The following is a 14,214-nucleotide window of genomic DNA, read 5'->3' as shown; positions in this document are numbered from 1 at the left end:
ACTTCTGTTTTTCACAAATAGAGATTAAACGCCGATTTTACAATTTATTTGGCGCAATCACCATCTATTTGCGTTAGGGGAAGGCTAATTGGATAAATTTTTATCACTTTGATGTCATGACGCAGTGCTTTCGTGCGTTGTTTGGCAAATTTAAAGCCAACCAAACCACCAATCACTGCGGACAGGATCTGCCAGGGCTCTGACGCGCCCAATATAAGGTGTGAGGTAAACGTGGCGACAAACGCCATTACCAGAGGTAACAGGTAAACCCAAAGTGCGTTCTCAACCACTTTGCTGTCATCCAGTGCCAGGATCATTTTTTGGCCTACCTGAACCGATTCTTTGCACTCTATCGGCAACGCCTTTTTGTTACTGCCAAATAGTTTACTAAAAATTTGCGAGCCGCATTTGCCATTGCAGCCAGCACAGGCCGGTTTTTCCTCAGCAACCAGCCAGACTGTGCCGTGTTCAACACGGGAAACGGTGAGTGTTTGTTCTATCATAACGGTCGGGTTACCGACTCTGCGATGGCCTTTGCTGTCATCGTTGGGATCTTGCCAACCACCGACACATCAAATGCACCTGAATTATGTACATACACTGTCGTAGCACCCGAACTTAGAGCACCGCTGGCTCTTTGACCAGACAGAGGCCTTTGGACAAATACCGAAAACTCTACCAAGCCATCAGAAAACAAAAAGTAGTCTGCCAGTTCATTATTCAAATCAAGCTTATGCCGGTCTGACTTCAGTAGCTTGAAGCCGTCAGGCAACCAGCCAATTCGCCAATTGTTTTGCAGTTTTTGTGCGGTGTCATTTTGAGCCAGAGAAGCCAGCGGCATCGGAAAATCTTTACTGCTAAGCTCGACAAGCGGCTGAGCAGGTTGCTCAGTAACGCTGATGTGTGTCAGCTGAAGCTGTTCAAGCACTTCGCCCTGTTGAGTTACGTAGGCAGCTTTTAACAGCAATGCAGATTGAATATCAATCCACAACCAATAGTTGTATTTGTGCTCATCCTTAGAGACCAGGCGCACCAACTGTGCCGCCCTGTCAGCAATACGCTCTTTGCCACCCAGGACAAAATCATAGCTACTGGCGAGCGTACCCACTTCGCCGAACAGAATTTCAGGAATCGGCCCAGCAATTGCATCTGTCTCGATAGAATAGGGTTGGGTTTGAGGCTCAAAGTAAGTGACCTTGTTGTCCACGCGCACCACTTCAAGGCCAGCGCCATTCTGACGGCTCAGTATTTCGAGTTCGCTGTTGTCGACTTTACCATGGAGCCAGCGGTAAGGTTCCATACCCTTGCCTTTCACTACCACAAATGATGCGTCAAAGTTACGCTCCTGTATGGCAGACGACATATCCGTTAGCAGCTGCTTTGCATTAATAATATCGCTGGCAACAACTTGGGCACTCAAGCCCACTCCAAGTAGTAACGCAAGCCACTTCATCTACTTCTTTTGTTCCTCTTTTTCTTCCTGTGCTTGTTGGGCCAGAGCATGCGCCATTCTGGACTGTCGCTGATGCTCAAGTACCAACGCACCAATACGTTGCTGTTGCAGTTCTCTCAGGCCTTTTTCTGCACTTTCCAAAGCTGGCTCTGATGACAAGCTAACTGGCGAAACTGAACCTGTTAATGGCGTTGATTGTAACACAGGAAAATCACTATTTGCTTGTTCCTGAGGGCTATAATTACTTACGCCCAGTACAGCAACCAAAGATACACTGGCGGCAATTGCCACCTGAGCCAGAGGTTTACGCCAACTGGACAGCGCAACTACCTTATTCTCAGCATTCTCCTGCTGGAATTCCTGTCCTGAGGTCTTTTCGCCATAGGTCGGCTCATCAGCAAGTGCATCAGCCAGGCTGGCAGTGATATCAATACAAGGCGCCTGATTTTGCTGGCTACGCATCGCGTCGCCAATCAGAGCATAACGGGCAAACTTTTCTGCATCGAACTGCGCCTGACTGGCATTATCCAGTGCCTGTTCGGCATCAAGTACACTGGATGTCACTTGCCCGTCTTTGACATTAAAGTTTGATTGCGTCATCTACTTATTACCTATGAGTGGGTTAATATTATTGTCAATGGCTTCTCGTGCCCTGAAAATCCGAGATCTGACTGTTCCTACCGGACAATCCATCACAACAGCAATTTCTTCATAGCTCATGCCCTCGATCTCTCGCAATGTAATCGCGGTTTTAAGATCATCGGGTAAAGACTCGATGGTTCTGAAAATCACCGCCTTAATCTCATCGCTAAGCAATAAGCTCTCCGGAGAAGCGTTGGACCTGAGCTGGTCAGCTCCGTCGTAAAATTCGGCCTCTTCAGCATCAACATCATTTGCCGGTGGCTTACGCCCCTGGGCTACTAAATAGTTCTTTGAGCAGTTAACCGCAATCCGATACAGCCAGGTATAAAATGCGCTGTCTCCCCGAAAATTGGGTAAAGCTCGATATGCCTTAATAAACGCTTCTTGCGCTACATCAGCTACATCACCTGAATTAGACACATATCGCGAGATTAATGCGGCTACTTTGTTCTGATATTTGGCAACCAACAAATTGAACGCATTTTTATCTCCTTGCTGAACACGCCGAACTATTTCTAAATCTAAATCCTGCTCGCTCATTCGAGCCGGTACTCCTCTTTGTTATTACTTGTTTTTCACACACATTGTCGCGCATTGTTGCCATCTTTTACAGCTACTCTGACTAAGTGCTGAATAAAAAGTTCTGTTTTTTTGATATTTTTTTTAAAATACCCCGTATTGACACGTCATAAACGTATTCAGTGTGGAATATTCCAAGTACCTGCGACCCTGCGCTAAGCATAGCAGACTTATCAGAACACGCAGAATAAAAGGTTTAATTAGCTAAGACCCACTAACATGAAAGAACAAGTTCAACATCAAACCGATGTCATTATTGTCGGTAGCGGCGCAGCCGGGCTGAGTCTGGCTCTGTCTTTGGCAAACACCTGCCGCGTCACAGTACTCAGTAAAGGCGACCTTCGTGAAGGTTCAACCTTGTATGCTCAGGGTGGCATTGCTGCGGTGTTTGATAAGAAAAACGACAGTATAGAGTCTCACGTTGAAGACACCCTGGCTGCTGGCGCGGGCCTGTGTGACAGAAAAGCCGTTCATTACACCGCCTCAAATGCGAAGCAATGCCTGAAGTGGTTGATTGAACAGGGCGTTCCGTTTGACATGGAGTTCGATAGTAAAGGGCGGGAACGTTTCCACCTGACACGCGAAGGGGGCCATAGCCATCGACGTATACTTCATGCAGCTGATGCAACGGGTAAAGCCGTGCAGTCGACACTGATAGAACGTGTTCAGGAGCACCCCAACATACTCCTGCTGGAGCAATACAATGCAATTGACCTGATCACGCATGGCGCACAAGAGCAAAAAGTCGCACATGGGCTTTATGTCTACAATCGCCGCGCTAACCAGGTCGAAACCGTCACCGCTAAGTTTGTCGCCCTTGCGACAGGCGGTGCCAGTAAAGTGTATCTTTATACCTCGAACCCGGACGTTTCCAGTGGCGATGGCATTGCGATGGCTTGGCGAGCGGGCTGCCGGGTTGCGAATATGGAATTTAATCAATTTCATCCAACCAGTCTTTATCACCCGGAATTACAGAACTTCCTTATCACCGAAGCTATGCGTGGCGAGGGAGCATTACTGAGGCGCCCGGATGGCACACGCTTTATGCCGGATTTCGATGACAGGGAAGAGCTGGCCCCTCGTGATGTTGTTGCCCGAGCGATCGACTATGAAATGAAGCGTCTGGGGGCCAACTGCGTCTATCTGGATATCTCCCATAAAGACAAAGACTTTATCATTGAACACTTTCCGACCATATACGCCAAGTGCCTTAGTGTAGGGCTGGATATCACCAAAGAGCCGATCCCAGTCGTTCCTGCCGCACATTACACCTGCGGTGGCGTCATGACCGACTTCAACGGTCTGACGGACATTAGCAACCTCTACGCTATCGGGGAAGTGGCCTACACTGGATTGCATGGTGCCAATCGAATGGCGAGTAATTCATTGCTGGAGTGCATTGTATTTGCCCATGCTGCAGCGAAAGACATCCTTGCAAAGCTGGATACACAACCGTTACCACCTGCACAGCCTGACTGGGATGAAAGTCAGGTCAGCGATTCAGACGAAGAAGTGGTGATCACCCATAACTGGCACGAACTTAGACTGTTTATGTGGGATTATGTCGGCATTGTACGCTCGACCAAGCGACTGGAACGTGCACTTCGCAGAGTTGAATTATTGCAACAGGAAATCCAGGAGTACTACTCCCACTTCAGAGTCAGTAATAACCTGCTAGAGCTTCGAAATCTGGTGCAGGTAGCAGAGTTAATTATTCGTAGTGCACTGGACAGAAAAGAAAGCCGGGGGCTGCATTACACACTGGATTTTCCGCAAAGCGCAGACACAACCAAACCAACGATATTGACTCCCAGTAAAATCAAACGTTGATATTGATGCCTGAGTATATCGCCTTGCGCCAATGACTCAGGCCATCTCAAATACATGGCGGCACAAGTGTCGCCAATGCTCTTCTTTCATTGCATGGCGCATAATACCAATATGCCGGGTTCGCTGATCCGTTTTAACGGTTAATAATAGCGCGCAATGAAAGTAGACCTGTGCAGCTTTTACCTGCCCCTGCCATTGCTGCCGGCCTCCGGACACTATCACTGTCATGTGCTCAGGCAACAGTCCCAGATGGCCTGTTGAAATGAAGAATTGATGTGCACGATACCTGGTAAAGGCATATCCAAATAAGCAAGTCCCGATATGCCACCACCACAGTGCTGGCGCGACCACACTCAAAACCAGCGCCAGACAGCAAAAAAAGACCACAAAGACTTTGTGGTCAGGTGTATTGTGTTCGAAATAAAAGCTAAGCGCGGACTCGGTCAAGAACGAATTTCACCATAGCATCCAGCTCGGGATACGGACACGCTTCATGACCCATAAACCAGGCAAACAAATCGGGATCTTCGACTTCCAATAATCGTTGAAACACCAGCTTATCCTGCTCGGATAGCTGATCATACGCCTCATCAACAAAAGGCTCCAGCAAAATATCCAGCTCCAGCATGCCACGGCGACATGCCCATTTTGTGCGGGCCTTTGAATACAACTCAGCCATAATTTCCACATACCCCTAAATTTTATTATGTCACAGCAATTATAACGTATCCTGAGGTGCCCGTTAACTGTTCGAATAAACAATAATCGTGTCTTTCTCGCCTATCTCGAATGCGATATTTACGGTAACATTAGGTAATTTCTTCAACAAGGATCAATAAGATGGCACAAGCAAATGCATATCCTCTTTCTTTACAATTGATCTCTGTGAGCGGCGCCGAAAAGTTGAGTTACCTGCACGGTCAGGTCACCCAGGATCTCAATCTGCTGACGGATGATAATTTCCTGTGGGCCGGACACTGCAGTCCTAAAGGCAAGTTGTGGGCGACACTCAGGCTAAGTAAGTTAGATGACCAATATCTGCTGCTCGGTTCAAAAGCGGAAACCGAAGCATCCTGCCGGGAGCTGAAAAAATACGGCGTATTCGCGAAGGTCGATATTGATATTACACACCACCAAGTCATTGGCGTGTTAACCGATGAGATGACAGAAACCTGTGAACTATTGGGGCTGACGTTTGCGCAGCAGGCTAATGCTTGTACGTTTGATGGCAAAAATAAGGCGCTAAAGCTAGACAATCAGCGTTTAATCCTGATTGTTGAGCGTGGCTATGCGTTGCCACAGGGTATTGCCCTGCACACAGACCCTACGCCATTTGAAGCCGCGTCAATTTTGGCCGGTGAGCCACAACTAAGCGAGAGCAGTATTGATGAATATGTGCCGCAAATGGTTAACCTTCAGGCACTGGGCGCAATCAGCTTCAAAAAAGGCTGCTATACTGGGCAGGAGACAGTAGCCCGGATGCGTTATTTGGGCAAAAACAAGCGAGCTTTGTATATTGTAAAAGGCCAGGCTGCAGCTCACCCACAAGAATCTGAGTTGGAAATACAATTAGATGGAGATAACTGGCGCCGTGCAGGCAAAGTGCTTCATCAGGCCTACGACAGTGCAAGCCAGGACTATTATGCGCTGGCAGTGATGGCCAATGATTTAACTGAATCATCAGTTTTGCGTGCTAAAACGCACCCGGAAGTCCAGCTGACATTGCAGCCACTTCCGTACTCTTTAGAAGACAATTAAGCGGATAGATTATGAAAATTGCCCCAAATACCGTTGTAAAAATGCATTATGCGGTGCTGGACAACGATGACAATAGCATAGACAACACCTTCGATGATGAACCACTCGAGTTTATCATCGGCACGGGTTACTTAATCTCGGGTCTGGAAGATGCCCTGATCAACAAACAAGCGGGTGACAAATTCAGCGTTACCGTTGAACCACAAAATGGCTACGGCGAACGCCACGATAACCTGATGCAGGCGGTACCAAAAAGCATGTTTGAGGATATGGAAGTTGAAGTAGGTATGCAATTTCGTGCTACCACAGACGAAGGCGAGCAAACTGTCATTGTAATTGGTGTTGAAGGTGAAGACGTCATCGTTGATGGTAACCATCCCCTTGCTGGTATTACACTGAACTTTGATGTCGAAATTCTGGAAGTGCGTGAGGCAACATCAGAAGAACTGGCCCATGGGCATGTTCACAGCGAGGGCGGCTGCGGCCACCAGCACTAATACCAATTTTACTTGTACCAATCGGCATTAATACCAGAATACTTGTTCAATTTGGACGATTGGAATTTGACTACAAAAAAGCGCCTATTCGGCGCTTTTCTCAACTTCCTCAAGGGCTGCAAGTATACCGCTCTGATCATTCGTACCAATGCGATATTTAGACCCATCGGCCAGTACAAACTCAATGGCTTTAAAACCATGTGCAGCGTACACCCAGCCATCATGAGTGATCTTTACGCCAATCCCATGGCGGAATGAATTTGTTACCGCGGAAAATGATTGCAGCTCATTCACTTTGACTGTCTTTTTCAGGATCCCCGGGCCAAACCACCAGCTGACCGTCCGCTGTTCTTTGTTGACTTCAAGCGTTAATCCATAAAATAAATAGCCGATCAGGGCGAGTATGCCGATGAAACCATACAGCAGTGTGTTATGGCCCAACAAAAATATCGCAAGTGCGACAAAAGTGGCAAACCACGTAAGAAACATCCAAATTATCCAGGACCATTGGGTCTTTTTGTACATCAGCTAAACCACCTTAATTAAAACTATAAACAAGTGTGACACCAACTTCGCTATCCACTTTCTCTTTGTCTTCTTCTGGCTGAGAGTGATATCGAAAGGTATAGGCCACCTTCATGGACACACCGCCCATTACCTGACTGATCAGTGCTGTTTCAGATAAAATACGCGCCCCGAGACCCGACAGTGATCTTTCATAGCTAACATCCTGATTAAAACGAGTGCGCTTAGATACAGTTCGCTCCCACTGCAATGCGGCGCGCAGCAAATGACCTCTTTCAACGCGTTCTTGATCAGGTTCTAGCTCCGTCTCATCTTCGCGTCGATACATAGACATACCCGGTCCGATGTCTAAGTCGACCGTATTCTTTCGTCCTTCAAAGATGCGATTGCCGTAACCAACTGCAAATGTTGTGGTATATTCTCGACCGTTAAACTTGTCGACCTCGTAATCCCCATAAACAAATAGCGAAGTATTCTTCTGGCCTATTTTGTAATTGCCCTGCGCTGACAGGAAGTAACGAGAAGCTGTTTCATCTTCAAGGTTGGTGTCCGGATCAACTTCACGGCGATACATGCCATCGACCTTGAACTGGTTGCGCCAGTACTTAAAATCCTGATACAGATTGCTCTTAAGTTTAAACGCGGTATTACTGGTATTACCGCGATTGAGCAACACACCAAACTCTACATCACCATATAAAAACTCACCTTCGTGCAGAGCGTGGATCTCTTCATCTGACAGCTCACCATACTTATGAAAATCTTCGAATGGATCGACAGCAAGTGCGTTCACGCTGAACAAGAATCCAGCGCAGTATAGGAAAAAAAGGGTGTACTTCACTGAGCTGGTTTCTCTTACTGCTTCCAAACTATGTGGCAAAACGGGGCATCTAAATCACGGCTGATCAGTATTTTGGCAAACATCACATCACCTTGCTCCGTTTCCAGACCTACGGCAACCTGAACAAAATGTTCGGCTTCCGTCTCCTGTTCATACGCCACCAGCGACGCCCAACTCTCATCAGGAACACTGTCTTCAATATATCCCAGCTCTTCACTGTGGGCATTGAATAGCTCAATGTCCTCGACTGTAAGATTATCAGGGGCAAGCTCTAAGAAAATATCATAGGCTTGCTGGCTCACTTCTTCGATGGAACTTAAACGTGCAGACATTACATCACCTCGCCTGTCAAAATTGAGGGGTATAGTAGCAAATTGCAAATTTGCAAAGCTACGGCTTTTAGTTAGTTTTAACAAAAATACCGCTCAGTTACATGAAAATAGCCAATTTGCTATCCAGTCTGCACACTAATTACCACTGGCACCGCTAAAGTAATTACTCTATGCTTGCCCTGCAAGCTGTCAGAATAATAATGATGTGCGAAAGAAGGAAAAACACATGGTCCAGTTAGAGACAATTGATGGTATCGCCTGGGTTACCCTCGACAGACCCGAAAAACAGAATGCTTTGTCTTATGACATGTTCAAACAGTTGAATAACATCATCCGCAAACTAAAACGCAATCGCCAATTGCGTGCTGTTGTACTCCAAGGTCAGGGGCAGCACTTTTGTTCTGGCCTGGATGTGGGCGCAGTCATGAACAAGCCAGCTAACATTTTATCGCTATTGTTTAAATGGTTACCGGGCAATGCCAATCTTGTACAACGGGTCGCACTGGGGTGGCGTGCACTGCCGGTGCCCGTGTTTGCTCTGGTGCGAGGAAATTGTCTGGGCGGCGGATTGCATATCGCACTCGGCGCCGATTACCGTATTGCAGCGCAAGACGCCCAGTTTGCCATTATGGAATCACGCTGGGGGCTGTGTCCGGATATGAGTACTAGCATACTGCTACCGGGTATATTAAATCATGATCAGGCGCTTTGGCTGGCTTCGAACCCACAACGCATTGATGCCGAACAGGCCCGCGAGTTGGGGTTAATCACACAAGTCAGCGACGACCCATTGCTCGCCATCCAACAACGTCTCACCCAGATAAGGGCTATTTCTCCGGACGCTCTGGCCGCCATCAAACACTTATATAACACCGCCTATCATCCCCGGCGCCGAAAACTACTGTGGCAGGAGACCTGGTTTCAGATTAAGTTGCTACTGTCAAAAAACACACGAATTGCCATGCACAACGGTCGCCATACAGAGCAGCCCAGACCGTTTGATCAGCGCAAAAAATGGTAAAAAAGTCGCATTGTGAACGATACAATTGCCACCGAGAATGACATTAGATTTAATCTCTTGAGTGTCCATTATGATGATTACTCTGCGATTTATCGCATCCCTTAGCATTCTTATCGGGTGCCTCTGGGCTGCCAGGCTGCTCACAGCTGCCCTGGCTTTGAGTTTACCTGCTCCTCTGTTGGGCATGTTGCTGTTATTTGGTTTATTGCAATCAGGCATACTTAAAAGTAAATACTTACTCCCATCCTGCGGCCCGATATTAAAATACATGGCACTATTTTTTATACCCGCAGGTGTCGGCCTTATCAGTTATCTGGAGGTGTTTAGCCAAAATGCCTGGCTGTTGGTGAGCGTCCTGATCCTGGTGCCCGTATTGGGCCTCTTACTGACAGGTAAACTGGCAAGTCTGGGCAGATACCATGATTAATCTACTTTTGGGTTGCACTTTTACTCTGGTGTTATTTGCCCTTATGCGACGGGTAAATCAAAGCTGGCACTCTCCCCTGTTTAATCCCGTGTTGTTATGCATTTTGATTATCAGCACTACGCTGCTATTTGGCGATATCGATTACATTGACTATCGTAATGCCACTAAGCCTGTCAGCTTCTTTCTTGAAGTCGCGGTGGTTGCACTTGCTCTGCCCCTTTACCAACAACTCCACACCATTCGTCCTTACCTATTGCTCATTAGTCTCAGTAGCTTTATCGGGATCACCTGTGCAACACTGATTGCCTTTTGCCTTTGTACATTGTTTAGCGCCCCCGGTACACTCACAGCGTCTTTAATGGCCCTGTCAGTCACCACACCTATCACGCTTATTGTGACTGATTCACTCAGTGGTTTTCCCGGGATAGCCGCCATCATGGTGATCCTGATTGGTGTGCTGGGGGGCGTTTTCGGCTTGTCGTTGCTCACCCTTGCAGGCGTAACCAAACCGCAGGCTAAAGGCATAGCTTTGGGCGTGGCTTGCCATGCAATTGGTACCGCCGCAGCCATGGAGCATCACCCGGCTGCAGGAGCCTTTGCTTCTGCCGCGATGATAATCAGTGCGGTCATCACAGCAAGCTGGGTGCCAGTGCTTTTTGCACTATTGCAAGGCATAATCAGCTAAACTGAGAAAAATGATAACAATCATCAACAAATAAGCTGAAATGCCCGCCTCGTTTCAGCAATGCAGGAGCACAGCATGATAGAACAAGAAATAGCACAAATCGAACACTACTACGTGCTGATCAGGGATTATCTGGTGACTTATAGTATGCAATTGTTTGGTGCATTAGTGATCCTGCTCCTTGGCTTATGGCTGGCGAAAAAGCTGGCGAAAGGCACAGAGAGCCTGATGCTCAGACACAATATCGACGTTACCCTGACAAATTTCGTCAGCAATGTAGTCAAGGTCCTGATTATTATAATGTTTACCATCATTGCGTTGGGTAAAATTGGCATCAGCGTTACCCCGTTTGTTGCCGCAATCGGTGCCGCCTCACTCGGTGCCGGCCTGGCTGTCCAGGGGATGTTATCTAATTATGGTTCTGGATTAGCGATTATTGCCACCCGTCCGTTTGTAGTCGGTGATACCATTGCCGTTAAAGGGGTTTGCGGTCAGGTAAAAAGTATCGAACTGGGTCACACAATCCTGGTCAATGAAGAAAAGGTCGAAATCACCATTCCCAACAAGCATATTATTGGCGAAATTATGCAAAATTCCTTTGCGCACTCACTGGTCAAAGGAGAAATTGGTATCGCTTACAGCGCCAGCGCAGACAGAGCCATCACCATCATCAATGAAATTTTATCGCATAACGACGCTGTGGCCGATACCCCGCAAGCTCAGGTTGGCATAGAAGCGTTTGGCGACAGTGCCGTTATCATTAGCTACCGCTACTGGGTGCCCACGACACAGATAATCGAACATAAATTGGCCATCAATGGCGCCATTTATGCCGAGATCCAGGCTGCTGACATAGAAATTCCGTTTCCACAGCGAGTTGTCACAATCAAAGAGAAGCATACGTCCGCAGATTGATCCTGGTTGTTTTTCACTCTATGCTGTCAATGTTTTGTTTACAAAACATACAACATGTAAAACGGAGTGATTTATGAACACAAAGAAATTAGTGACACTATGCTGTGCCGCTGGTCTGCAGCTCATCGCTGTGCACAGCTGGGCTCAGGCCGATACCGCCAACTATGACTGCAGCGCGCTCGCCGAATGGTCCAGTTCAACGGTGTACCGCAAAGGGGATCAGGTGCGTGCTCAGGCTCAAGCTTATGAGGCAAAATGGTTCAATCAAAATGAGCGACCCGCGAATAATTCCGATACCTTTGACGTATGGCGACAACTTGGCCAGTGCATCAGCGGCAACGCCCCGGTGGTTACCCTGGTAAGCCCCCAGGATGGTGCTGTGCTGAACAAAAATGACAGCGCTGTTTTTTCTGCAAATGCCAGTGATCAGGATGGCGATCTCGCCCAGGTTGAGTTTTTTGTCAACGACATCAGCGTCGGTATACTCAGCCAGCCTCCTTATCAGCTTACCTGGTCTGCACAGCTGGGCATGCACACAGTGAGCGCAGTGGCAGTAGACGCCAAAGGAAACCTCAGTACACCTGCAACAGCTGGCATTACGGTGCGAGATGACAACGGCAATGTACCACCCGCTCTCACCATTGATACACCGACAAACAACCAAGCATTTAAAGTTGGCGATACAGTTAGTCTTGCTGTGCAGGCCACTGACACCGATGGCCAGGTTGTGCAGCTCGAAATGTGGCGAGATGCTCAGCGTTTGACAACACTCAATACCCCACCTTTTCGCCATGATTTTGTGACCGTGAGTGCCGGCAACAAACAGCTCAGAGTCATTGCACAAGATGACAAAGGCGCAACCGCAGAAGCCAGTGTGACCATTGAGGTGAGCGCTGCAAGCTCAGGTGGCTGCGCAGGTCTGAGCACTTATCGAGCTGGTCAAAGCTATCAAAGTGGTGAGCAGGTAGCACACAATAATCGCAAATATCGCTGCGACATCGCTGGCTGGTGCAGCTCCAGTGCTGCCTGGGCCTACGAGCCCGGCACAGGTCAACACTGGCAGGACGCCTGGAGCGATTTGGGGATCTGTACGATCGCGCCCGAAATCAGCTTTACTCAGCCTAACGATAATGCCACTTTGCTGCGTAACCAGCCGACCCAGATAACCGTCGGTGCCACCGATGCAGACGGGACTATCTCGCAATTAGAGTTATTTGCTGATCAAGCTTTACTTGGCAGCACCGCACAAAATGCACTGACTGTTGAGTGGACCCCAGGCAACACCGGGCCCGTTACTCTCAGTGCCGTTGCAACCGATAACGAGAGCAATCAGAGCCAACAAACTATCCAGGTCACGGTCACAGATCAACCATTGGTCGTTGATTTAACCGCCCCGACTGCGGGAACTCAATATGTACTGGGTAATACAATCACTATCAAAGCCAATGCTCAGGCGCTCAGCGGTCAGATCTCGATAATCGATTTTTATGCCAACGGGGTAAAAGTTGGCAGTGATACCCAGGCACCTTATGAGTTTAACTACGCGCCAGCAACAGTTGGACAACACAGTATCTATGCAACCGCGACCAGCACATCGGGTGATACAGCAAGCAGCCCGGCCGCCACTGTCACTGTCATTACACCACCGGTTGGCAAAGCCCATAAACTCATAGGCTACTGGCACAACTTTGTTAATCCGGCTGGCTGCCCTATTCCATTGGATCAGATCTCCGACGCCTGGGACATCATTGACATTGCCTTTGCAGAAAACGACCGGTCTTCTAATGGTACGGTGCACTTCAAGCCCTTTGAAAAAGACATTCGCTCCAATTGCCCTCCCATTGAAGCGGTTAAATTTAAAACCGATATGCAAGCATTACAGGCACAGGGCAAAGTGTTTGTCCTTAGCCTGGGTGGTGCCGAAGGGACTATCACATTAAACACCGACGCCGATGAAGCCAACTTTGTCAGCAGTCTTACTGCAATCATTCAGGAGTGGGGGTTTGATGGCCTGGATATTGACCTGGAAAGTGGCTCTAATTTGTTGCATGGCTCACAAATACAAGCGCGCCTGCCCAGAGCAATTAAGCAGATAGAGCAAAATATCGGCGGTGATATGGTGCTCACCATGGCGCCGGAACATCCTTACGTTCATGGCGGTATGATAGCCTACTCCGGCATTTGGGGCGCATACATTCCATTGATCAACGAACTCAGAGACACGCTGGACTTACTGCATGTGCAGCTCTATAACAATGGTGGACTGCCCAACCCATACGAGCCAGGCAGCGCACCGGAAGGCTCAGTCAATATGATGGTCGCACACGCCAAAATGCTGATTGAAGGGTTCGACCTGGCCGATGGTAGCCGCTTTATGCCGCTTAGGGATGATCAGGTTGCCATTGGCCTGCCATCCGGCCCGCAATCCGCCAATTCTGGTCAGGCTCCCATTGCCAATATCATCGCGGCGCTGGATTGCCTCACCAAAGGCACCCAATGCGGTACCATAGTGCCCAGTCATAACTACCCTGCTTTTGGGGGCGTTATGACCTGGTCTATCAACTGGGATAAATTCGATGGCTACAACTTCTCAGTGCCTGTTGGTAACAAGCTCACTGAAATGAATCAGGGTCGATAAACACCTAACCACAGGGTAACGGCGACCTCCTGCCCGTTACCCTCCTTCCGTTATTTTTTCTTGGTCTTTTG

At 48.2% G+C, this 14,214-nt stretch carries 17 protein-coding genes; 8 read left to right on the top strand and 9 right to left on the bottom strand.

Translation table 11 applies throughout. The features are described 5' to 3' along the window. Window positions 1-44: 44 nt before the first annotated feature. Genes ACXAH1_RS08095 through rpoE form a run of 4 tightly spaced genes read right to left on the bottom strand, consistent with a single transcriptional unit; the run spans window position 45 to window position 2,635 of the window. Entirely contained in the window at window positions 45-503 is a 459-nt protein-coding gene (locus tag ACXAH1_RS08095; RefSeq protein WP_475195658.1) for a SoxR reducing system RseC family protein, read from the bottom strand. Further along, the gene (locus tag ACXAH1_RS08090; RefSeq protein ID WP_253044081.1) at window positions 500-1,453 is read right to left on the bottom strand and encodes a MucB/RseB C-terminal domain-containing protein; all 954 of its coding nucleotides are present in this window, start codon (window positions 1,451-1,453) and stop codon (window positions 500-502) included. The genes ACXAH1_RS08095 and ACXAH1_RS08090 overlap by 4 nt, the downstream gene beginning before the upstream one ends. After that, window positions 1,454-2,053: a sigma-E factor negative regulatory protein gene (locus ACXAH1_RS08085; RefSeq protein WP_475195655.1), complete on the bottom strand. Its 600-nt coding sequence runs from the start codon at window positions 2,051-2,053 to the stop codon at window positions 1,454-1,456. Then, on the bottom strand, window positions 2,054-2,635 hold the full coding sequence (rpoE, locus tag ACXAH1_RS08080) for an RNA polymerase sigma factor RpoE (RefSeq protein WP_054014054.1): 582 nt from the start codon (window positions 2,633-2,635) through the stop codon (window positions 2,054-2,056). A gap of 258 nt (window positions 2,636-2,893) precedes the next feature. Between rpoE and nadB the strand changes: the two genes are divergently transcribed. Beyond that, window positions 2,894-4,504 (top strand): L-aspartate oxidase, encoded by a 1,611-nt coding sequence (gene nadB, locus ACXAH1_RS08075; protein ID WP_475195654.1) that lies wholly within the window; start codon window positions 2,894-2,896, stop codon window positions 4,502-4,504. 36 nt (window positions 4,505-4,540) lie between these two features. Here nadB and ACXAH1_RS08070 read toward each other — a convergent pair whose 3' ends face one another. Both ACXAH1_RS08070 and ACXAH1_RS08065 read right to left on the bottom strand, forming a co-directional pair. Then, a complete protein-coding gene (locus ACXAH1_RS08070; protein WP_475195652.1) occupies window positions 4,541-4,951 on the bottom strand; it encodes a protein YgfX in 411 nt (136 codons plus the stop codon). Continuing rightward, complete coding sequence (locus ACXAH1_RS08065; RefSeq protein WP_046006778.1) at window positions 4,932-5,183, bottom strand: FAD assembly factor SdhE; 252 nt, start codon at window positions 5,181-5,183, stop codon at window positions 4,932-4,934. Before ACXAH1_RS08065 ends, ACXAH1_RS08070 begins: the two co-directional genes overlap by 20 nt. A gap of 161 nt (window positions 5,184-5,344) precedes the next feature. Here ACXAH1_RS08065 and ygfZ point away from each other — a divergent pair, with 161 nt between their 5' ends. Together ygfZ and ACXAH1_RS08055 are read left to right on the top strand one after the other, a co-directional pair. After that, entirely contained in the window at window positions 5,345-6,262 is a 918-nt protein-coding gene (gene ygfZ / locus ACXAH1_RS08060) for a CAF17-like 4Fe-4S cluster assembly/insertion protein YgfZ (RefSeq protein ID WP_475195650.1), read from the top strand. Window positions 6,263-6,273: 11 nt separating this feature from the next. Then, window positions 6,274-6,759, top strand: coding sequence for an FKBP-type peptidyl-prolyl cis-trans isomerase (locus ACXAH1_RS08055; protein ID WP_475195649.1), 486 nt, complete (start codon window positions 6,274-6,276; stop codon window positions 6,757-6,759). Between the two features lie 84 nt (window positions 6,760-6,843). Here the strand turns inward: ACXAH1_RS08055 and ACXAH1_RS08050 are convergent, their stop codons facing one another. The 3 genes from ACXAH1_RS08050 to ACXAH1_RS08040 are packed head-to-tail and all read right to left on the bottom strand — an operon-like array spanning window position 6,844 to window position 8,457. Next, complete coding sequence (locus tag ACXAH1_RS08050) at window positions 6,844-7,248, bottom strand: hypothetical protein (protein ID WP_475195647.1); 405 nt, start codon at window positions 7,246-7,248, stop codon at window positions 6,844-6,846. Between the two features lie 49 nt (window positions 7,249-7,297). Continuing rightward, window positions 7,298-8,125, bottom strand: a complete 828-nt coding sequence (locus ACXAH1_RS08045) for a DUF481 domain-containing protein (RefSeq protein WP_475195645.1) — start codon at window positions 8,123-8,125, stop codon at window positions 7,298-7,300. 14 nt (window positions 8,126-8,139) lie between these two features. Further along, window positions 8,140-8,457: a DUF440 family protein gene (locus ACXAH1_RS08040; protein ID WP_253044066.1), complete on the bottom strand. Its 318-nt coding sequence runs from the start codon at window positions 8,455-8,457 to the stop codon at window positions 8,140-8,142. Window positions 8,458-8,683: 226 nt separating this feature from the next. Here ACXAH1_RS08040 and ACXAH1_RS08035 point away from each other — a divergent pair, with 226 nt between their 5' ends. From ACXAH1_RS08035 to ACXAH1_RS08015, 5 genes are all read left to right on the top strand, one after another. After that, the gene (locus ACXAH1_RS08035; RefSeq protein WP_475195643.1) at window positions 8,684-9,478 is read left to right on the top strand and encodes a crotonase/enoyl-CoA hydratase family protein; all 795 of its coding nucleotides are present in this window, start codon (window positions 8,684-8,686) and stop codon (window positions 9,476-9,478) included. A 70-nt stretch (window positions 9,479-9,548) separates the two neighbouring features. Further along, on the top strand, window positions 9,549-9,905 hold the full coding sequence (locus ACXAH1_RS08030) for a CidA/LrgA family protein (RefSeq protein ID WP_366040545.1): 357 nt from the start codon (window positions 9,549-9,551) through the stop codon (window positions 9,903-9,905). Then, on the top strand, window positions 9,898-10,590 hold the full coding sequence (locus ACXAH1_RS08025) for an LrgB family protein (protein WP_475195639.1): 693 nt from the start codon (window positions 9,898-9,900) through the stop codon (window positions 10,588-10,590). Before ACXAH1_RS08030 ends, ACXAH1_RS08025 begins: the two co-directional genes overlap by 8 nt. 75 nt (window positions 10,591-10,665) lie before the next feature. Next, a complete protein-coding gene (locus ACXAH1_RS08020; protein WP_475195636.1) occupies window positions 10,666-11,505 on the top strand; it encodes a mechanosensitive ion channel family protein in 840 nt (279 codons plus the stop codon). Window positions 11,506-11,578: 73 nt separating this feature from the next. Further along, window positions 11,579-14,143 carry an Ig-like domain-containing protein gene (locus tag ACXAH1_RS08015; RefSeq protein ID WP_475195634.1) on the top strand — a complete coding sequence of 855 codons (2,565 nt, stop codon included), beginning with the start codon at window positions 11,579-11,581 and terminating at the stop codon, window positions 14,141-14,143. Window positions 14,144-14,214: the final 71 nt, after the last annotated feature.

It is taken from the genome of Pseudoalteromonas sp. AWH4_217, assembly GCF_056161105.1.
Note: the sequence above shows the minus strand (reverse complement) of the source record. Positions and strands in the feature narration are given on the sequence as shown.

Coding starts and splice junctions, on each gene's coding strand:
- ACXAH1_RS08050 (WP_475195647.1), bottom strand. CDS start 7,248: ATGTTTCTTACGTGGTTTGCCACTTTTGTCGCACTTGCGATATTTTTG.
- ACXAH1_RS08015 (WP_475195634.1), top strand. CDS start 11,579: ATGAACACAAAGAAATTAGTGACACTATGCTGTGCCGCTGGTCTGCAG.
- ACXAH1_RS08020 (WP_475195636.1), top strand. CDS start 10,666: ATGATAGAACAAGAAATAGCACAAATCGAACACTACTACGTGCTGATC.
- ACXAH1_RS08040 (WP_253044066.1), bottom strand. CDS start 8,457: ATGTCTGCACGTTTAAGTTCCATCGAAGAAGTGAGCCAGCAAGCCTAT.
- ACXAH1_RS08055 (WP_475195649.1), top strand. CDS start 6,274: ATGAAAATTGCCCCAAATACCGTTGTAAAAATGCATTATGCGGTGCTG.
- ygfZ (WP_475195650.1), top strand. CDS start 5,345: ATGGCACAAGCAAATGCATATCCTCTTTCTTTACAATTGATCTCTGTG.
- nadB (WP_475195654.1), top strand. CDS start 2,894: ATGAAAGAACAAGTTCAACATCAAACCGATGTCATTATTGTCGGTAGC.
- ACXAH1_RS08065 (WP_046006778.1), bottom strand. CDS start 5,183: ATGGCTGAGTTGTATTCAAAGGCCCGCACAAAATGGGCATGTCGCCGT.
- rpoE (WP_054014054.1), bottom strand. CDS start 2,635: ATGAGCGAGCAGGATTTAGATTTAGAAATAGTTCGGCGTGTTCAGCAA.
- ACXAH1_RS08030 (WP_366040545.1), top strand. CDS start 9,549: ATGATGATTACTCTGCGATTTATCGCATCCCTTAGCATTCTTATCGGG.
- ACXAH1_RS08085 (WP_475195655.1), bottom strand. CDS start 2,053: ATGACGCAATCAAACTTTAATGTCAAAGACGGGCAAGTGACATCCAGT.
- ACXAH1_RS08035 (WP_475195643.1), top strand. CDS start 8,684: ATGGTCCAGTTAGAGACAATTGATGGTATCGCCTGGGTTACCCTCGAC.
- ACXAH1_RS08090 (WP_253044081.1), bottom strand. CDS start 1,453: ATGAAGTGGCTTGCGTTACTACTTGGAGTGGGCTTGAGTGCCCAAGTT.
- ACXAH1_RS08025 (WP_475195639.1), top strand. CDS start 9,898: ATGATTAATCTACTTTTGGGTTGCACTTTTACTCTGGTGTTATTTGCC.
- ACXAH1_RS08095 (WP_475195658.1), bottom strand. CDS start 503: ATGATAGAACAAACACTCACCGTTTCCCGTGTTGAACACGGCACAGTC.